The sequence below is a fragment of the Blautia sp. SC05B48 genome (assembly GCF_005848555.1).
In the GTDB taxonomy this organism is placed as follows: Bacteria; Bacillota; Clostridia; order Lachnospirales; family Lachnospiraceae; genus Blautia_A.
The window spans coordinates 3,354,663-3,373,015 of the sequence record NZ_CP040518.1 but is presented as its reverse complement, the minus strand read 5'-3'; the positions used below and the strand labels follow the sequence as shown (position 1 = coordinate 3,373,015).

The window sequence follows — 18,353 nt, the reverse complement described above, 5'->3', positions numbered from 1 at the left end:
AATAAGAATCTCCTCCAAATCCCGATTTTCTCAATTCTCCAAACTTTTATTTATCTTCTAACTCAAATCCGAGTTCTTTCAATTCTTTTTCGTTTCTGACATCTTCTTCCGTTTTCTTTCCAGTAATGGCACTGTAGGCTTCTTTGATTCCATTTTTCACTGCCCATTTGATGACGAAATACAGCGCAATCAAAATAATAATTGCGGTTCCCCGCTTAAGCCTAATTCATTCCACATAATCATTAACTCCTCCGATTTCGTGACTTTCAATTTATTTTCAATTTTGCAGGCTGGGATTTATCATTGAATAAAACACATCCATACTCCAACTGCTATGATCAATATGCCTGATATTCTTCCTGCGAATTTTGACTTTTGATATCCTAGAAAATTAATTGTTTCAGGAGTTGTAAATGGCAATAAAACAACATCTATACCCATTACTACAATCCCAATTCCTATTATAAAGACATTATTGTTAGAAATAATGCCATAAAACATAACTAAGAATCCCAAAATAATGCCTAATGTAAAATACTTGATTTTATGGCTGTCTTTATCCATCATCTTTTCATAACAATTTTCACATTTACTGTTACAAAATTCAAAATTATCATTGAGTTTTTTGCCACAATATTTGCATTTTTTCACACTCTATTCCTCCATAATTTCCGTTTTGTTACTAACATGATATCATATTTTTTTCTCAATTACATCCACCTAATTTTAATACACTGCCATTCGTTTTGCTTCTATAACCAGCATCCTCTTGATCTTCTCCTGCAAGGTTTCCTTTGCATCTTCATCAATCGAATAGTTCTCATTTATCTCGATTTTTTCGGTTCCCAGTCAAAATAGTCAAAGACTTCTTTCCATATCTGGACGGAACATACACACTTTTCTTCCATGAAATTATTGCTGATAATTATAAAAAAACAGAAGACCATTTAAGATCTTCCATTTTATAAACAAACCTCTATATAAAACTATATATCCTGCCCATTTTTAATAAAAACAGACAATTGGCACACTTTCGTTTATCCTATTATAAAGTTCTGCCGCTTTGTCCGCCGGAAGATTAATGCATCCATGGGATCCACCACCTTCTCGGAAACGATTTCCTCCAAAGTATGGCTGCCATGAAGCATCATGAAATCCAATCCCCCCATTAAAAGGCATCCAGTAAGTTACTGGTCTTTCATATTCATATTTCCCATTTTCCAACATTTTTCCTTTCAGCACAGATGGACTTTTCTTGTAATACAGTTGAAAAATTCCCGGTGGTGTCTGCCGTTCTGCATACTGCATATCTCCTGACACAATATCCGATTCCAAAATGATAGAACCATCCTGATAGTAATATAAATGCTGTGCAGACAGGTCCACTTCAATATACGTGCTGCCTATATCATTCATTCCCCGTGCATTTGCTCGCATAGCGTATACCGGTTCCCGGTTTATCTGTACTCCTGCAATCATTTCCTGCATAATGGTTTCTATTTCCTTTTCCTGATCGATCTTCCATCCATAAACGGAACTATACACCTGAACAGTACGTCCGTTTGTTGTACAAAATTCCCTCTCTGTATTTACGGTATCATGTGTGGCAGCCAGCTGTGCCACATATTCTGCCACACACTGTCTCAGTTCATCCTCATTTTTTTGTAGCTTTCCTCTTTCATCAAAAATAAGCCAGTTTCTGATCTCGTCTCCCTCCAATGTTACCGTTTCTTCTCCAAATATATATACGATTTTGGTCCGGATCAGATTTTGGCATTCTTCCAATGAATTTTTAAGATCTGGATCATCTTTCAGTACTGCTGCTTTTACATAAACAGCCGGACAACTATTCAGATCAATGGTTCTTTTTTTGTCAGTAACCGCTTCTGACAGTGCCTGATAAGCTCCATTGAAATCCATGGTATTCCCTTCCGTTTCCGGTACGATTTCAAACTTCGAATCTTTATAAGCTACATAAGCATCTTCTGGTGCTGTCTGATTCTCTTTTTTTATACATTCCAGTTTTTCCAGCTGTTCTTTTAACCTCACTTTATCATAGGTCATATTTTCCTTGGCTGTATAATTTTGCTTTTTCCAAAATCCCCGAACCCATTTATATGGTTTTTGTTCATCCAGATATTGGGAAATACTGCCATCCGAAACATAACGATATCCGATCAATTTTCCATTGATACTCTGTGATTTCAGATTTCTTGCCTTTACTTCCAGCAGATAGTCCTCTGCTTTTTTAGCAACCGCCTGTTCTGCCTCTTCCGATGTTTTTCCAGAACAGTTAATTCCATTGATCGTTGTTCCCCGAAAAAATCTGTCTGAATAGTAATAAGACATTCCTGCATAGCCAGCCATAGCAAAGAACACTATGATGACAGTGATTATTATCCACATTTTTTGCTTTCCATTATCCTTACTGGTTATCTCTTTTCTTTTTCCCATCCATGCCCCCTGTTTTTAACGATAAACAGCATTCAGACAAATTTTTTAAATCGTCTGATTTTAATATCTCCGATTTAATAAAAAATAACCAAGGCTGCTGGAAAAACATTTTCTTTTACAAAAAGTAAGCTGATTTCTACAAAACATTTTCCCTCTGTTCTTTTACGGATAGGAACCCGCATCATCATTTATCTCACATTTTGCACTTTTGGGGTACTTTCAGACACTTTCCTTTTTCTCTGTGAACAGAACCCTGAAAACAGGAAAAAAAGGCTGCCGTGACCGGTCAGGGATTTTTCATCCTAGACTGATTCATGACAGCACCTAATCAGATCTCACTTATTTTCTTCTATACAAAATCGCTTCTCTGTTTTCTCCTTCTGTCCGGCCGGATTGTACACGTGTTTGTTTTACACTAATTAGATGCAGATACAAGCAAATCGGTTCTCATAATAATAAATTTTTTCTTTCTATCGAATTTTCCTGGTTCATTTGATAAAATGTCCTTATCTGACAGGAGGGGATTTTTTGAAAAGAGTATTTGATAGTCCTTTTTTGAATAAAGCTGCACTGGTGCTGATCTGGCTTCTATTAATGGGCGGGACATTCTTTTATGCCAATAAAAACTATTTTCTTTACCATGAAAATCCAACTTTAATCAAAGCAGACGGATATTATCTTTATAATTTTGGTAGTCCGCGTCATTATTACTGGGCACTGCCTGTTAAATTCACCCATGAAGGCAAAGTATATCATTCTCAGCTTCCTTTAGATATACGAGATGAAAGTTCATCCTGTACTGTAGATCTTCGCATTTACATACCGGCAGATTCTTCTGGCAGTGCATTTGCATTCCGAAACAATATCACCATTCCTGCACTATGGAGGATCTTTATTTTTGTTCCACTGCTACTTCTTCTTACATCCAAAAGAAAAGCCTAGGAAGGTTTTACACCTTATAAAAAATATTCTATTTTCATCATCTTCCTTTTAAAAAATGGGAGGTTTCACTTACCTCCCATTTTCCCAAAGAATCCTTTTATTTCAATTTTTATAATGTTTCAAGAAAACACATGAATGCTTCTCTTCCCTCGGTCGTACATTTGTATACTCCTGCATCTTCCAGAACATGGGTAAATACGATTCCAATCTCTTTCTGAAGAATGCCATGGATGTTTTCTTTTGTGATTTCCGGATATTTCGGAAGGAATTTCTTAACCCACTCTGCATGTTTCTCAATCTGCTCATTTGAAGAAATATCTTTGCCTTCGAGAATATACTCTTCCAGAAGTTCCATCTCACCTTTTAATCTGGCCGGAAGAACTGCAAGTCCCATAACTTCGATCAGACCGATATTTTCTTTCTTAATATGATGATATTCTGCATGCGGATGATACACTCCCAGCGGATGTTCTTCTGTTGTGATGTTGTTCCTTAATGTCAAATCCAGTTCGTAGGTATCCCCTACTTTACGTGCAATTGGTGTAATTGTATTATGTGGTTCTCCATTGGTCTCAGCATAAATAAATGCTTCTTCATCGGTATAGCCTCTCCATACTTCCAACACATGTGTTGCCAGATCTACCAAGCGATTGGAATCTTTATGGCGAATACGAAACACAGATAATGGCCATTTTACAATTCCAGCCTCTACATCTTCAAATCCCGGAAGTATTACATGCTGCTCAATTGGTGCTTTTTAACATTTTTCTTTCTCCTGTGCTTCACTTTTAAATTTATATTTTTGGTAGCATATATACCGATTTCCCTGATAAGTCAGCATACCTCGATCACCTTTTTCCAGTTCACGAAAATCTCCCTGTTGTATTTGAAATTCCATCAAACTTCCATCCGTCATCTCAAACACAACGCGAAACCAAGGTACATGTGCTTCAGACTGCATATGGGTATAGATTCCTTGCTTCTTTTCAACTACAGTCGCATCAACAGATTCAACTGCCGCACTACTGTTATTGCCAAAACTTAACAACATTTTGGTAAATACAAACATCATGATTATGAGTGCTGCTATACAGATTATAAATGCCATCCTATTTCTCCATTCCAGATATTTCATCCTGGGTCTGACTTATATATTGTTCACGATAAAGATTCCGGTATTCTCTTGACGTTACTTTATATCTTTCACGAGATATCCGGTTAAATGTCCTTTGGCTCTCAACTCCTGCATCCAGGCAAATGTCTGTGATGCTCTTACCAGTACATTCCAATTAATCTCCTGCAAGTTTTGTCTACTTTTTCTTCCCATTTGGCAAGTAATATACGTCTTCTGATATTATAATGTGCTTGTAAGATAAAGAAAGGAGGAAAACGAAATGAAAAGATTTAAAGCATACGTCAACTACCTCATGAACTTCTATGCCAACTACTTCAGAATTTACCGCTATATGTAAAGGACATTCCTGCCATCACAGGAATGTCCTTTACGGAAACCCAGTTTCAATGGTTTCCCTTATTATACTCTAATTTAGTTGCATTTGTACATGAACAGGATTCTCGAAAACATAGACAAAATTGAACAGAATTATGAAAATACTCTTACCAAGTTTTTTGATTTGTAAACCACTTATTAGCAGACGGATCCGCCAATGCTGAAAACGGATAGGCTGTTTTTCTTTCAGCTTTCAATTTGTCCAATTAATAATCTCTGAATTTCCATACATCTGATGGATTTGCTTTTTTCATCCTCAGCATTCTTTGAAGTTGCTCTTCTGTAAACCACAGATCGTGCAGTATTTTTCCGAAATATAGAGGCTAGATATCAGACCGCTTCATTGCAATTATAAACTGTTGATTTACCAAGATTATTTACATATACGGTAATCAAGTCACCTTTCTTAAGATCCGGCTTTTTCCATACCAAACGGCTTTTATGATAATACACTTTATTATGATATGTAAAACTATTTGACACTCCCCACAGCTAAAGCAGGGGGATTCTTGCTTCTCCCACTACTGCATTGGCAAACACCTTACGGTACTGCAATGTCTTACACAGTGTCCACAAGCTATATTTATACTGTTCCCGTATGCCCTACGGTACAGTTTTTATCTTTATGCAGACTGCATCTGCAGTCCTTTTTTCAGAATATTGATACTTGCATTCGTATCCCGGTCATGAACCCCATGGCATTTGGGACACTCCCAGATACGAATGCCCAGATTTTTTATCCGTGGATTTCTGTAGCCACAACAGCTGCAGGTCTGACTGCTCGGATACATCGTTGGTACTCTGTGAATTTCATTTCCATACCAGCCAGCTTTATATTCCAGCATTTCAAAAAATTTTGCCCAGGAAACACTCGCTATCGATTTTGACAGTTTATGATTCCGGATCATCCCCTTAACATTCAGATCTTCAATACAGATGGTTTGGTTTTCACGCACCAGCATCGTTGACTGTTTCTGCAGGAAATCATTCCGCTGATTGGTTACTTTCTCATACACTCCTGCCACCCTGATCCGCTGCTTCTCGCGGTTATGGGAATCTTTTTGTTTTCGGGAAAGCCTGCGCTGTTCTCTTATGAGTTTTCGCATTGAGCGTTCCAGATATCTGGGATTTGATACCGTATTTCCATTACTGTCAGAGTAGAACGCTTTGATTCCGACATCAATCCCTATCGTTCCGCCAGCATTTGAGCGTGGTTCCGGTTCAAAATCAACATTTAAAACCGCAAAATATTTTCCAGCCGGTGTGTGCTCAATGATCACGTGATTAATCTTTTCCACTTCCATCGACTGCCGTATTTTAACAAATCCAAGTTTCGGAAGTTTGATATATCTTCCCACAATACGAATATTATCTTTTTGATTTACCGTTCTGTATGACTGGAACCGGTTATGTTTACTTTTGAAGGTTGGATAGGAAGCCCGTTTCTGAAAGAAATTCACAAATCCCCGGTCGAGATCCCGCAAAGACTGCTGTAATGCAATGGAATCTGCTGCTTTCAGAAAGGCAAACTCCTCTTGCTTTTTCAGTTCAGTCAGCATGGCGGAAGTCTGGGGATAGCCGATCTTTTCCCCATTTTCATAGCCTTCCTTACGCATGGCAAGTCCCCGGTTGTAGATGAACCGGCAGCATCCCAGGGTCTGATGGATGAAGTTTTTCTGTTCTCTGTTCGGGTAGATTCTAAATTTAATTCCTTTTTGCATTATCCCATCTTATCCTTTTGTCTCTGCGATGTTTTCTGGTTTTCAATATACTGTTTTACTGTTTCCAGCGGAGCACCGCCCACCGTCGATACAAAATAGCTGTTTGTCCAGAGAGTCGGCATTTTCGTTTTAAGATAGGGAAATTCCTGTCTTAAAATTCTGGACGTATAGCCTTTAAATGACTTTACAGCTTTGTGGATGCCAAACTGAGGATCTACTTCCAAAAGCATATGAACATGGTCTGGCATGATCTCCATTTCCAGGATGTCTACAGAAAGATTTGCAGCATACTCTGTGAGCAGCTCCTTCAGCCGGACGTCCACACCATTAATTAATACTTTTCGTCTATACTTTGGACACCATACTACATGGTATTTACAGGAATAAACGACATTGTTGTTTGATTTATATGTTGTGTTCATATTTATATTATACTATGGTTTATTAGTTAATACAATTGCTATTTTGTCCATCTTCAATTACTTGCATAAATTCGATGGACGCGTCTTATATCCCCATAGCGGAAGCAAGGGGTTTTACGACGCATTGGATAAAGCATATTTTTTAAAGAATTAAAAATCTCAATATTCGTAAGAGACAATAATCTTTCTGCAAAAATCACAATTATAGGCAGCTATGCGGTCTCCAGATATCCTTGCTACCAACTCTGGATCCGTATTTAACCGCAAACTCTCAGAGCCTTCTTTCCACTCCAGTCCTGCCCCTGCACCAACCGCATGCAACTGACCCTTTCGCATTTTTCCTTCACAATATGGACATCTCATATTCATGTCATCTCCTTTAAGTAGTTAAAGTTCCTCTTGTTACCGAGTATTATCCTGTTCCTGGATAGATTGTATATCTTCTTTCGCATATGTCTTTCGCCTAAATGTTCTTTTCTATTTTTCTCGTTTCTTACGTTCTTTCATCAATAAAACAAATTGAACTGTCCATATTACGCATGCTGCCAGACACCCGACTCCACTATATAAAAAATCTATGGCTGCCCCGGCTACAAATGGCAGTGCCATCCACATCATCCGATTTCCATATACTCTGCACATTTCTTTTTCATCATACTGTTTTCGTTCTTCCTTAGATTTCATATTATAGCCAGACAAAAATGCAACGGCCTTTCCATTTGATTTTACAAAGCAGATTCCGAATAAAAACATAATCACTGCCATTCCCAAATCAAAGATAACACAGATTATCATTGCAGACACCTCACTTCCCGCTCTGGCTATCAAATAAAAAAAGCCAAACACAACAGTAAAACTTATTATGTTTGGCTAGGTCAACTTGTTATTTTTTTATCACTTCTTATGGTTGTATTATACTATATATTTCTCTATAGTAAAACAATTTTTTATATTATTTTTTATTTTAATATTATATTTCTACTTTCATCAATTTTTCAGATATTTTCAACGCATAAACAATGCTATTAGCTACAATATTTCCGGAAAATTCATCATAGGTTTGTGTTGCCACAAAGAAACGCTGGCTCTGAAAATCAAAGCCGTCGTTCCAAATTGTCTGCTTTTTCTTTTGCCGTCGTGCGGCAGATAATCAATTCATTCTATTTTGAACTTCTTTTATGCTACCTGATGTCTGCAATAGGAATGAATCGCCAAGAATGTAAACACAAATAATTCAATTCCTGCCGAAATCAAAATAACATGCGGTGTCCAGAAACTCGTTCCACCGATATTCAGATAATTGAAATCTGCAAGCTGAGAAAGGAAATTGTTCTGCATACCAATTCCGGCAGATGGAAGTATGGTAGAGAGCCATGTTGCTCCCATCGCCACATATGCAAAAAGCGGCATGAGAAGAACTACAATAGAGATCAGCAAAACGGTCAATGTGTCTTTACATTTTGCAGACAGGAACAGCGTACAGCTAACCGTTGCTAATACAGAAAGTAAGCCCGCTGCTGCGAGAATTATCTGCAACTGCCCCAGATTGATGTTTGGCAGATTAATGATAGAGTATCGCATCTGAAACGATGTTTTTAAACAATCCGTCCCGAACGCTGCATCTAAAATCAGAATGTGTACCGTGATCCCGACAAGGAATGTAACAACGAAAAGTGTAAATGCCGCCAGAATTTTGGTAATTGCTAATTGTTTATGCCCGTATTTGGTGGTTCGCAGGATGCTGTCACCGCCCGTTTGATATTCTCCGGCGAAAGTAGGTGCTGCGATTGCCACACACAAAATAGCAAGGAACAAAATATAAAACTCAATATAATCAAATGCATCTTTAGAAATTCCAGAATGAAGATAAAATGGCGTATCAAGTTCTGAATATTTTTCAAGAGCTTTCTGCTGTGCGGTTTCGTTTTCTCTTTGCTCATTCCGCATGACATCCTGTAAATGTTCTGCGCACTTTTCATAATAGGCTCCGTCAATGTCATTCGGGTCAATATCCATTAAATCAGCACCAATGCCTGTTAATGGATCAGCAAACGCTTCGGACAGACCCATCAGCAAGTGACGGAACGGGACGATTTTTTCAACAAATACAGACAGAGGAAAGCCCTCTTCCTCGACTGGCCCATATTCTCGAACGCAGCTTTGATAAGTTTCCAAAGCCGATTTGATCCTATCCGGGGTCACTTCACCAGCGGATGTTTTATATAAATCTTGTTTGTACTTGATAGCTGACAAGCCATCTAATTCTGTAACCGTGCCATCTTCGTTTGGACGGTTAATACCCTCAAATGAAATAGGCAGGTATGCCATGGCTACGGAAAGCAAAAGTGCGATTGCAAGTAAAATCAGGGTGCGCCGTGACTTCAAAATACGTTTTAGTTCAAGTCTAAAGAGCCGCATATTATCTGTCCTCCTTTTCCAAGTCTGTCTGCGGGAACAACCACAGATACAGATCTTCCAATCGTGGCTCCGTTGTAACAGACCCATCAATTTCCGAATGCTCGGACAGATAACGAATAGAAACCTGATTGTGATCTTCGCCTCGCTGATTGATAATGCGCAGCCGCATTTCACATTCCGGCAGCTTTGAGGTCGGAATTATGCAATTCCAAACCTTGCCCTCAATCCGCTTGACAAGTTCTGCGGTAGTTCCGACATCAACAATTTCTCCGGCTTTCATAATTGCGTTGCGCGTAGAAATATATTCTATGTCAGATACGATATGGGTGGAAATCAACACGATTCGATCATGCGAAAACTCGGAAATGAAATTCCGCAGACGCACGCGCTCTCCGGGATCAAGTCCTGCTGTCGGTTCGTCCATGACAAGTATCTCCGGGTCGTTCAACATAGCCTGCGCAATACCAACACGACGCTTCATGCCGCCTGACAGATTGGAGATTTTTTTCTTTTTCACATCGGAGAGCGAAAGAATGTCCAACAAATGATGGATCTTTTGGGTGGTTGCCCTTGTAGGAATATCTTTCAGCGCAGCCACATACTCCAAATAATCTTTGACCGTAAAATCCCGGTGATACCCAAAGTCCTGCGGCAGAAAGCCAAACTTGCTTCGGTAAACTTCACCCAACTCTCGAATGTTTTTTCCGTCATAGTAAACTGCTCCGCTGGTTGGTTTCATAATATCAGCAATCATGCGCATGAGCGTGGTTTTCCCTGCGCAATTCGCCCCCAAAAGTCCTCAAACGCCGGGAGTCAATGTCAGATTGACATCATTTACTGCTGTTTTGTCTTTGAACTGCTTGCTTAAATGCTCTATTTTCAGTTCCATGCTTACACTCCTTTCTTTTGCTTCGGCTGAACAATAAAAAGCCCTTGTTCGATAATCATTGTACCGAACAAAGGCTTTTCAATCTCAAAAATCACACGCTTAAATTCCTAAGTAATTCCTAAGATCACAGTCTTATTTTCCTAAGCGGAAAGGGGTAATGTAATCACAAAGTCTATGGTTTCGTTTTGACTGGATGCAGTAATCGTTCCACCGTGTAAATGTATAATTTCTTCCGAAATAGAAAGACCAAGTCCCGCGCCGCCTGTATTGGAAAGCCGGGCTTCATCCAACCGATTGAATTTCTCAAATATACTGTTAAGCTGTTCCTCCGGGATTGTTTCCCCACGATTTTCAAAAGTGATCTGAATATCATGTTCTAACCGTTTGGCCGATATAGTAATCTCTGTCTGTGGGTAGCTGTATGACGCGGCGTTCCGCAAAAGGTTACTGAAAACTCTCGCCAGTTTTTCAGGGTCAGCGTTCACGGATAAGTTATCCTCCGCAGTAAATACCGCTGTATTGCCATTTGCGGAGAGTGTCGGATATATTTCATCTATTACCTGCGCAATCAGACAATGTAAATCCACAGGTTCTTTTTTGATAATAACCGTATGTGCATTGTACTTGGTAATTTCAAAAAGTTCATTGATGAGCTTTTCAAGGCGTTCTGCCTTATTCAACGCAACTTTTACATACTTTTCCTTTTGCTGTTCAGGCATGTCAGGGGCTTCATGGAGCAGGCTCAAATAGCCGATTACCGTTGTGAGAGGAGTGCGTATATCATGTGCCAGATACATAATAATTTCATTTTTCTTCTCTTCTGCCTGCTTTGCAGCCCGTTTGCTCAACAGAACAGACATTTTGATTTGATTGAGTTGTGCCTCCAATTCTTTCAGTGGGTCAGGCAATGATACGGTATGATTGTTCTGCTCATAGACCGTTTGGGTCGCATCAATTACTTCATCCAGATAGCCCCACGGCTTTTTCCAATAGTAATTGAAAATACATACAAAGCCGATCATCAGATACAAAATAAAAAGCAGATCGAGCCGCCAGTAGAGCCATGCAAAAATACCGTTGTCAAATTTTGAAAAGATGTAGTCCAAGATAAGGGTCAAACCATATCCAACAACGGTATAAACCAGCAATGATAGGTATAGGCGCACTTTAAGGCGCTTTTCTATTGCTATTTTTTTATTCGACATGAATACACCTCCTACCGATTAGCAAACAGAAGAAAGCCAAGCAGGCCAATCACGATAACACTTACTATGCCTGCCGCATTTGTGAGTACATCAGTAATGTCAGAACGTCCGATTGCTAAAACATACTGCATAGTTTCCAATAAAAAACTTGTTCCAGCAATCAGCATGAACTTCACATATAATTTTGTTCTTGGCAGAAGCATTTGAAGATAAATGCCCATAGGAACAAAAATCAAGAAATTTTCGAGTACCTCTGTTAAGTGAAATGCTGTGCCAACTTCTTTGTCATAGTGAAAAGGAATAAGGTTTATACTCCTTACTTTATCCAGATTACTGATTGAAAACTGTAGTTTGAACAGTATGATCCAAACCAGAAGTGCCAGATAAATTAAGAATAAAATAGTTGCCAAACAATTTGATTTTCTCTTCATAGCGTTCTCCTTTCGCTTAAATTTTGTAGCCGACACCCCAAATCGTTTTAATATACTGCGGAGTATCGGAAGTATCGTTCAGTTTCTCGCGCAGATGCCGGATATGCACAGTAATTGTGCTGCTGTTTTTAGAGTAGTATTCATCTTTCCAAACTGCATGAAACAGTTCCTCAATGCTTACAACATTTCCAGCACTTGACAAAAGGACGTGGAGAATAGAAAACTCTGTCGGTGTCAGAGAAACCGGCTCACTGTCTAACAGACATTCATGGGTCTGCACATTCAGGCACAATTTGTTATAGGAAAGTTTCGATGGAACTTTCTCTGTGATGATACCGGGCGAATATTTCTTGTAACGTCTTAACTGTGCTTTCACTCTGGCAACTACTTCAAGTGGGCGAAAAGGTTTTGTCACATAATCGTCCGCTCCCAATGTCAGCCCCGTTATTTTATCCGTTTCCTCAATTTTAGCCGTTAGCATGATAATTGGATAAATGTATTTCTTTCGGATAAGCTGGCAAAGTGAAAAGCCGTTCATATCCGGGAGCATAATATCCAGAATGGCAAGATCAATGTCACCGCTTTCAATACACGACATGGCATCTGTTGCGCAGTAAAATTTATAAACAACGTAATTTTCGTTTTTCAAGTAGACCTCCAACAGATCCGCTATATCTTGCTCGTCATCTATAATTAGTATCTTTTCAGACATATTTTCAACTCTCCTTTTTGCTTGTACTCGATTAAGTATAACAAATACAGCATCTAAATTCACAATGGATTGCATGCGAAATTATTAAGATTTTCCTAACTTTTTTCATGCTAATATGATAATGCACATTAGCATATTAGCATGAAAGTAATCACAAATAACACCCATGAACAAATTTAATTATAACAATGTCCCTTTGCAAATGCTTGTTTTATTGCTTTCATTATAGAATACTATCGAAAATAGACATTTTTTTGTGCAAAACCACGAACTTGTCCATTTATAAGAAAAAGAATAAATTATTAGGGATATTTTTGATTTCTGCACGTCTAATAGATGTAAAGAAAATGCTGGCTGGCAAAAAAAGAGGTGGTGTTTAAATGACAAAGGAACAACTTGGATCTCTGATCCTAGATTCAGAAAGACAATTATACTCAACTGCAAAAACAATTTTATTTAGTGACTATGACTGTGCAGATGCTATTCAGGAAACAATTGTGAAGGCTTTTTCCAACGTCGGTACATTAAAAAACGATAACTATGCCCGGACCTGGTTAATCCGTATCTTAATCAACGAATGTTACAGCCTTGTGCGTAAATCCAGTAAATTTATCCCATTGGAAAATCTAGCTGACAGACAGGAACCGGAATCAGAAAAAACGAAGAATTACAGTGAATTATATACAGCCGTAAATTCCTTAAAAGAGGAACTGCGTTTACCCGTTATTCTATACTATATAGAAGATTTCAGTGTAAAAGAAATCGCCCAGATCCTTGAAATATCGGAAGGTGCCGTTCAAAAGAGACTTGCAAGGGCAAGAGGAAAATTAAGGCAGGAATTACAGGAGGTGTCAATATGAGATTAGAAGATATGAAAAACGATATTCCCGAAACACCGGATTTTATCCATAATATGATTCAAAATGAGGTGGCAAAGCAGCTGGCGGATAATAAAGTGGCGAATCTGCGAAGAAGAAAACGATGGACAGCTCCGAAAGTTGCCGCAGTGGCAGCTGCGTGTGTGCTGGCAGTTTCCACGGCAGTATATGCAGGAGTAAATCTGTATCACTGGTTTTTGGAAAAACAGGGTTCTTATGGTGTTTCAGTCAAAATTGATGCTGGTGATGCAGCAAAGAAGACCGTACTTCCAGATGAGGTCCCAGAGGTAGATCTGTCTACTAAATATGTTCCGGAGGGCATGAGCTGGATTGATGAGTACCATCTCCAATATCCTGAGCATGGCATGACTGGCGGGTTCAGTTTTTCATTTGTCCTGTTGGATAAAAATGATCTGGGACAGGTAGTACAGGATCAGAATGTTATTGATAGTGAAGAGCGTACATTTGGAAAATACCAGGGGATATATCTCAAATATAATAGCATTACCGAAAACGGGGCTCTTAACCAGAGAATTTATCTTATCTGCCCGGATTTATATCGTGTGCTTATGATCTACATCGGAGATGATGTGTCAAAGGATGAAGCCATAAAAGTTGCAGAAAATCTGGTGATTGAGGGAAACACGACTATGGTAAAGACCGCCGGATTACCTACATGGAGCGGAGAGATGGTATCTGAAAAGACAGAAGATGATAATGATGAAATAAGTACTTCTGTAAATGAGAAAAAACTACCCATTTACCAAATTGGTGACACCTTTGATCTGGATGTGATTGGTGAAAACACAAATGGTGAATATCTGGAAAAAACGATTTCTGTAAAGGTAGATTCTGTTCAAATTTCTGATGATCTTCAGCTTCTCGATCCGGACAAAATACCACAAGAATGGGCGGAAGCCATTGATGCTGATGGAAAGCTAGCTACAAACACATTGAATTATGTGAAATCTGGCGACGGAATCGATTCCCTGGATGAAATTGTGAAGTCAGAGGAAGTGAATCAGAAACTGGTCTATGTTACAGTTACCTATATCAATCATTCAAATGAGGAAATCGACCATATGCTTTATCTTGGTGCTTTACTGACCCTGACTAAGGAAAATGGAAAAGTGCAGCTTTACATTCCAACAGAACAGGCCGGCGATGGCTATGACTACATTAGTTGGACCGGCGTGGCAAAGACTGGAGAAATGGTATATTATAGTGTCTCTGAAAATTATGGCAACGGTGGAAACTATATTTCCTCTATAAAACCAGGCGAAAGTGTACAACTGAACATGGCCTGGATCGTAAATGAAAGCGACCTCAAAAATCTGTATCTGAATGTGACTGGAGACGGAGCTTCATATGAGTTCTCTGAATATATACTGAAAAAGGGACTAGTAGATATTCGCAAATAATATGCTATCGTTTATGATTCCATTTTTTTATATGTCATATATGAAAAAGCGTTTTTCGATTCCTTTTGGTTTCGAAAAACGCTTTCTTTTATTCTGTATAGATGTTCCCATTCTCATCCGTCCAGGTACCGTCACCATTGTCTGTGTATCCGACCCCATCTGCGTCACAATAATAATAATCTCCGTTTGTTGTTTCTATTACATTAACAGTACCGTTACTGCCCTGAAGTTCATGCTGTTCCAGTTGGTTTCCGAAATGATAACCTTCGTCATTCCAGGTACGATATGAATTTCCATTGGCATCTGCCCAGTTTCCATCTCCCTGATAACTGTATCGGCTCCCATAATCATCAGAATAGGTCCCATCTCCGTTATCGTAAAGAACTCTGGATTCTTCATCTCCTCCACCCGGTGCTACAATTGATGCTACACCGGAAGTAGTAGTGAATCCACTGGTATATGGTACGCCTGCTGGCAGATTTTCATAAGATGAAACAGACCCGTTGTTGTCAGAGGTAATTCCATCATCGGTCGTTTCACTTACCTGTCCGCTGTTTTCCATGGCAGGTTCATCATTTGTTTCCGCATCCGCTTTTTCCTCTTCGTCTACAGAATCCTCTGTATCTGTATTCTCTGTCACTCCTCCTTCGTCCTGTGTTTCAGCAGCTTTCTGCATAGTTACCATTTCAGAAAACGGTGCATAATCCGGTACATTATTTTTCTCTGGATCTGCATTTTTTTCAATACCAGACTTCTCCGTCTCTACTGAAACTGTATCTGTCCCGGCAGAGACATTAAATACCAGATTACCGCCTGCAAGCAGCAGCGTCACAAGAATTCCCGGAAGAATTCCTTTGCGGAGTTTCCGAATGTTCACCATATACAGAATCCGATCTTTAAACACCATTTCGCTGTCATTAAGACTTGCTGTCACATATGGAATCTGATTTTCCATGGCCACTGTCCTGAGAAGCAGCTGTCGATATAATTTATGTTCCTTTTTATTAACTCTGCGAACAACTGCTGTATCACACAGATTCTCAATATCCTTATCCGCTTCTTTCAGCATGATAAGAAGAAAGGGGTTGAACCAGTATATCGATGCACAGATTCGAAGGAGCATCTTATACCAGAGATCCCGATGGCAATAATGTGTAAGTTCATGGTAAAAGATAAGTTTTCTTTCTTCTGCTGAATACCCGGTTGCTGGCAGATACAATTTTGTATGTAAAAGTCCTGCAAGAAGCGGTGTGGTAAGACCTGCGTTTTGCCTGAGCTCCGGTATTCTGCGTACGTGCTTCTTTTGACACGCTGCACGGTACATCTGAATACTCACCGTATCACTTACCTGTAGACTCATCCGTTCCAGATTCCTTATAGAAAAATAATATGCCAGCAATTCTCCTGTCAGTTTAAGTACCGCTACGCTCAGCCAGACAGCAGCAAAAATCACAGCCACAATTCCCAGCCATTTATCTGATTCGTACCTGACAGTTCTCTTTTGTTCCGGGATTTCTGTCAGATTTTTCATGTCATTGCTCGCAGATGATACGGTTTCTGGTATCTTCTGACTTTCCTCTGGTCTGACTGCGTAATCCGTTATCTTCGGGTTTTGCGTATTCTGTTGACTGCTTCTAAGTACTTTGAAATCCACCAGTGCCAGATTCTCCGGAAGGCGCACCGGAACACAAAGGCTTATCGTAATCAACAGCCAGATAAAGTACTTCCATCTCGCTGATACACGTCCTTTAAACAGAGTCGCAAGCACTTTTACCAGTAAAATTACTATTGCTGCAATAATGTTCAGTTTCAGAATGTGCAGAACAAGAACCTCCATAATTTGCTATTCCTCCCTGTCCTCCAGGTTCTTAAGAAATTCACTGAGATCCTGGACTTCTTCCGAGCTGATTTTCTTTCCATGATAAAGTGAAGTTACAAACTTTTTTAGTGAATTCCCATAAAGCTTCTCAAGAACACTCTGGCTTTCATGTGCCTGATAATCTGACTGCGAAACCAGGGGTGTATACAGATTCATTTTTCCCTGTTTCGTCACTTCCACGAAATTTTTGTTCTCCAATCTGGTCAGCAATGACAAAATTGTTGTTGATGCAAGCTTTTTCTTCATATTGATCACTTTCTCAATCTCCGGTCTGGTCATCGGCGGAGTATTATTCCAAAGAACGAGCATAATATCCAGCTCTGATTCCGGAAGTCTCTGGTAAGTTTTTTTCACTTTTTCATACCTCCTGTTACATATTTTCTACAAATGTAGGAATAATTCTATTTTACCACGGTTTACGGAAATGGCAAGGGTTTTGCACAATTTGCAAATGCCCTTGCCATTCCTGCAGCTACTGACCACTATCAATCTATTTCTGCATAACTGCTGCCATTTTCATCACTCCATGTCCCGTCTCCGTTGTCCGTAAATCCTGTACCATTTTCGTCTTGGAAATAATAATCACCATTTGTAGTTTCCGTAACCGTCACAGTATTACCGTTTGCATCCTGAAGGTCATGCTGTTCCAACGTATGTCCCAGATGATGAGTATCATCATTCAGAGCTGAGTAGGTATTTCCATTTTCATCGGTATAAGTCTCATCCCCATTATCGGTATAGTCCATTCCATCATCTCCACGATATTCACAAGAATAATCTTTGTGAAGAATGTAATTAATCTCAATGGTATTTCCATCACTGTCAACTAATGTCATTGGTGAGGTAGAAAGGATATCGGAATCATCATTGCTGTCCGAGGATTTTGAAGAAGCATTTTCTTCTGTATCGGAGGAATCTGAATCTCCTCCTGACTTCTGACTGGCAGTATCTGTAGTTGCCTTATCAGAATCATCAGAAGAATCATCGGTCTGGTTTTCATTCTCCTGTCTGGTAGGTGAAGGATTTCCAGGATAAGAAATATATTCTACAAATTTTCTGACGTCACTGATGTCATCTGCATCTTTTGCATATCCCACTGCCATATACAGGCTGTTTCCCTCTGAATAAATTGTCTGATAGCAGGCATCGTATGTGTCATTGCATTTGGCAATCCCTGTTTTGACATCCTTCAGTGAATATTTATAGATATTTACATAATCATTTCCGTTCGTATAGCTTGCATAGGTACCTTCCGTATCTGCTTTTTCCCATTCAGATCCAGCCGGCGGCTGTGTATAGAAATCGTTATTTCCTGCTGCCATAACCGTTGCGGCTGAAAAAATCCCAAGTGTTGCTACCGTCATAAGTGTCATAAATTTTGTCTTCATCGTGGATTCTCCTAGAATTTTATTTTCTACATCTGTAGAAGTTAATTGTATTCTACAACTGTAGAATACAATTGTCAATTCTT

Annotated in this window: 20 protein-coding genes and 2 pseudogenes; 3 read left to right on the top strand and 19 right to left on the bottom strand. The window is 39.3% G+C overall.

The window, feature by feature from the left end; genetic code table 11:
• Positions 1 to 46: 46 nt before the first annotated feature.
• The 3 genes from EYS05_RS18140 to EYS05_RS15730 all read right to left on the bottom strand — a co-directional run bounded on the left by EYS05_RS18140 (position 47) and on the right by EYS05_RS15730 (position 2,454).
• Positions 47 to 160: a DUF6019 family protein gene (locus EYS05_RS18140; protein WP_243119153.1), complete on the bottom strand. Its 114-nt coding sequence runs from the start codon at positions 158 to 160 to the stop codon at positions 47 to 49.
• Between the two features lie 140 nt (positions 161 to 300).
• Positions 301 to 651, bottom strand: a complete 351-nt coding sequence (locus EYS05_RS15740) for a DUF2116 family Zn-ribbon domain-containing protein (protein WP_117996831.1) — start codon at positions 649 to 651, stop codon at positions 301 to 303.
• 354 nt (positions 652 to 1,005) lie between these two features.
• Entirely contained in the window at positions 1,006 to 2,454 is a 1,449-nt protein-coding gene (locus tag EYS05_RS15730; RefSeq protein WP_118064563.1) for a L,D-transpeptidase family protein, read from the bottom strand.
• Positions 2,455 to 2,982: 528 nt separating this feature from the next.
• Here EYS05_RS15730 and EYS05_RS15725 point away from each other — a divergent pair.
• Entirely contained in the window at positions 2,983 to 3,396 is a 414-nt protein-coding gene (locus tag EYS05_RS15725) for a hypothetical protein (protein WP_118064560.1), read from the top strand.
• A gap of 109 nt (positions 3,397 to 3,505) precedes the next feature.
• Here EYS05_RS15725 and EYS05_RS15720 read toward each other — a convergent pair.
• From EYS05_RS15720 to EYS05_RS15670, 13 genes and pseudogenes are all read right to left on the bottom strand, one after another.
• Positions 3,506 to 4,153: pseudogene (locus EYS05_RS15720) on the bottom strand (UDP-glucose--hexose-1-phosphate uridylyltransferase); the annotation flags it as partial.
• A complete protein-coding gene (locus tag EYS05_RS15715; RefSeq protein WP_158293341.1) occupies positions 4,154 to 4,504 on the bottom strand; it encodes a DUF2500 domain-containing protein in 351 nt (116 codons plus the stop codon).
• Between the two features lies 1 nt (position 4,505).
• Positions 4,506 to 4,685: an AraC family transcriptional regulator gene (locus EYS05_RS18135; RefSeq protein ID WP_138277518.1), complete on the bottom strand. Its 180-nt coding sequence runs from the start codon at positions 4,683 to 4,685 to the stop codon at positions 4,506 to 4,508.
• A gap of 427 nt (positions 4,686 to 5,112) precedes the next feature.
• A complete protein-coding gene (locus EYS05_RS18245) occupies positions 5,113 to 5,169 on the bottom strand; it encodes a hypothetical protein (protein WP_442858074.1) in 57 nt (18 codons plus the stop codon).
• A gap of 360 nt (positions 5,170 to 5,529) precedes the next feature.
• Positions 5,530 to 6,627: an IS200/IS605 family element RNA-guided endonuclease TnpB gene (gene tnpB / locus EYS05_RS15705; protein ID WP_138277517.1), complete on the bottom strand. Its 1,098-nt coding sequence runs from the start codon at positions 6,625 to 6,627 to the stop codon at positions 5,530 to 5,532.
• Positions 6,627 to 7,049: an IS200/IS605 family transposase gene (gene tnpA / locus EYS05_RS15700; RefSeq protein ID WP_059086115.1), complete on the bottom strand. Its 423-nt coding sequence runs from the start codon at positions 7,047 to 7,049 to the stop codon at positions 6,627 to 6,629. Before tnpA ends, tnpB begins: the two co-directional genes overlap by 1 nt.
• 159 nt (positions 7,050 to 7,208) lie before the next feature.
• Complete coding sequence (locus EYS05_RS18240) at positions 7,209 to 7,385, bottom strand: PF20097 family protein (protein WP_442858073.1); 177 nt, start codon at positions 7,383 to 7,385, stop codon at positions 7,209 to 7,211.
• Between the two features lie 141 nt (positions 7,386 to 7,526).
• On the bottom strand, positions 7,527 to 7,844 hold the full coding sequence (locus EYS05_RS15695; RefSeq protein ID WP_302471560.1) for a DUF3784 domain-containing protein: 318 nt from the start codon (positions 7,842 to 7,844) through the stop codon (positions 7,527 to 7,529).
• A 381-nt stretch (positions 7,845 to 8,225) separates the two neighbouring features.
• Positions 8,226 to 9,467 carry an ABC transporter permease subunit gene (locus tag EYS05_RS15690; RefSeq protein ID WP_138277516.1) on the bottom strand — a complete coding sequence of 414 codons (1,242 nt, stop codon included), beginning with the start codon at positions 9,465 to 9,467 and terminating at the stop codon, positions 8,226 to 8,228.
• A gap of 1 nt (position 9,468) precedes the next feature.
• Positions 9,469 to 10,356 (bottom strand): annotated as a pseudogene (locus EYS05_RS15685) (ABC transporter ATP-binding protein).
• 140 nt (positions 10,357 to 10,496) lie between these two features.
• The gene (locus tag EYS05_RS15680; RefSeq protein WP_138277515.1) at positions 10,497 to 11,561 is read right to left on the bottom strand and encodes a sensor histidine kinase; all 1,065 of its coding nucleotides are present in this window, start codon (positions 11,559 to 11,561) and stop codon (positions 10,497 to 10,499) included.
• 11 nt (positions 11,562 to 11,572) lie between these two features.
• Positions 11,573 to 11,992 carry a VanZ family protein gene (locus tag EYS05_RS15675; protein WP_138277514.1) on the bottom strand — a complete coding sequence of 140 codons (420 nt, stop codon included), beginning with the start codon at positions 11,990 to 11,992 and terminating at the stop codon, positions 11,573 to 11,575.
• Between the two features lie 16 nt (positions 11,993 to 12,008).
• The gene (locus EYS05_RS15670) at positions 12,009 to 12,704 is read right to left on the bottom strand and encodes a response regulator transcription factor (protein WP_138277513.1); all 696 of its coding nucleotides are present in this window, start codon (positions 12,702 to 12,704) and stop codon (positions 12,009 to 12,011) included.
• Positions 12,705 to 13,084: 380 nt separating this feature from the next.
• Here EYS05_RS15670 and EYS05_RS15665 point away from each other — a divergent pair, with 380 nt between their 5' ends.
• The gene (locus EYS05_RS15665) at positions 13,085 to 13,564 is read left to right on the top strand and encodes a sigma-70 family RNA polymerase sigma factor (RefSeq protein WP_059085784.1); all 480 of its coding nucleotides are present in this window, start codon (positions 13,085 to 13,087) and stop codon (positions 13,562 to 13,564) included.
• Positions 13,561 to 15,003, top strand: a complete 1,443-nt coding sequence (locus EYS05_RS15660; protein ID WP_138277512.1) for a hypothetical protein — start codon at positions 13,561 to 13,563, stop codon at positions 15,001 to 15,003. Before EYS05_RS15665 ends, EYS05_RS15660 begins: the two co-directional genes overlap by 4 nt.
• Positions 15,004 to 15,091: 88 nt before the next feature.
• On the opposite strand, the gene EYS05_RS15655 is transcribed toward EYS05_RS15660, so the two are convergent.
• The 3 genes from EYS05_RS15655 to EYS05_RS15645 all read right to left on the bottom strand — a co-directional run bounded on the left by EYS05_RS15655 (position 15,092) and on the right by EYS05_RS15645 (position 18,270).
• Positions 15,092 to 16,840: a M56 family metallopeptidase gene (locus tag EYS05_RS15655; RefSeq protein WP_138277511.1), complete on the bottom strand. Its 1,749-nt coding sequence runs from the start codon at positions 16,838 to 16,840 to the stop codon at positions 15,092 to 15,094.
• A gap of 6 nt (positions 16,841 to 16,846) precedes the next feature.
• The gene (locus EYS05_RS15650; protein WP_026649345.1) at positions 16,847 to 17,236 is read right to left on the bottom strand and encodes a BlaI/MecI/CopY family transcriptional regulator; all 390 of its coding nucleotides are present in this window, start codon (positions 17,234 to 17,236) and stop codon (positions 16,847 to 16,849) included.
• A 131-nt stretch (positions 17,237 to 17,367) separates the two neighbouring features.
• Positions 17,368 to 18,270 (bottom strand): hypothetical protein, encoded by a 903-nt coding sequence (locus tag EYS05_RS15645; protein WP_138277510.1) that lies wholly within the window; start codon positions 18,268 to 18,270, stop codon positions 17,368 to 17,370.
• Positions 18,271 to 18,353 lie beyond the last annotated feature (83 nt).

What these genes read in the sequence shown, in the direction of transcription:
- EYS05_RS15730 (WP_118064563.1), bottom strand. Translation starts at nt 2,454, where the DNA reads ATGGGAAAAAGAAAAGAGATAACCAGTAAGGATAATGGAAAGCAAAAA.
- EYS05_RS15645 (WP_138277510.1), bottom strand. Translation starts at nt 18,270, where the DNA reads ATGAAGACAAAATTTATGACACTTATGACGGTAGCAACACTTGGGATT.
- EYS05_RS15665 (WP_059085784.1), top strand. Translation starts at nt 13,085, where the DNA reads ATGACAAAGGAACAACTTGGATCTCTGATCCTAGATTCAGAAAGACAA.
- tnpB (WP_138277517.1), bottom strand. Translation starts at nt 6,627, where the DNA reads ATGCAAAAAGGAATTAAATTTAGAATCTACCCGAACAGAGAACAGAAA.
- EYS05_RS18240 (WP_442858073.1), bottom strand. Translation starts at nt 7,385, where the DNA reads ATGCGAAAGGGTCAGTTGCATGCGGTTGGTGCAGGGGCAGGACTGGAG.
- EYS05_RS15670 (WP_138277513.1), bottom strand. Translation starts at nt 12,704, where the DNA reads ATGTCTGAAAAGATACTAATTATAGATGACGAGCAAGATATAGCGGAT.
- EYS05_RS15675 (WP_138277514.1), bottom strand. Translation starts at nt 11,992, where the DNA reads ATGAAGAGAAAATCAAATTGTTTGGCAACTATTTTATTCTTAATTTAT.
- EYS05_RS15715 (WP_158293341.1), bottom strand. Translation starts at nt 4,504, where the DNA reads ATGGCATTTATAATCTGTATAGCAGCACTCATAATCATGATGTTTGTA.
- EYS05_RS15655 (WP_138277511.1), bottom strand. Translation starts at nt 16,840, where the DNA reads ATGGAGGTTCTTGTTCTGCACATTCTGAAACTGAACATTATTGCAGCA.
- tnpA (WP_059086115.1), bottom strand. Translation starts at nt 7,049, where the DNA reads ATGAACACAACATATAAATCAAACAACAATGTCGTTTATTCCTGTAAA.
- EYS05_RS15695 (WP_302471560.1), bottom strand. Translation starts at nt 7,844, where the DNA reads ATGATAATCTGTGTTATCTTTGATTTGGGAATGGCAGTGATTATGTTT.
- EYS05_RS15680 (WP_138277515.1), bottom strand. Translation starts at nt 11,561, where the DNA reads ATGTCGAATAAAAAAATAGCAATAGAAAAGCGCCTTAAAGTGCGCCTA.
- EYS05_RS15690 (WP_138277516.1), bottom strand. Translation starts at nt 9,467, where the DNA reads ATGCGGCTCTTTAGACTTGAACTAAAACGTATTTTGAAGTCACGGCGC.
- EYS05_RS15660 (WP_138277512.1), top strand. Translation starts at nt 13,561, where the DNA reads ATGAGATTAGAAGATATGAAAAACGATATTCCCGAAACACCGGATTTT.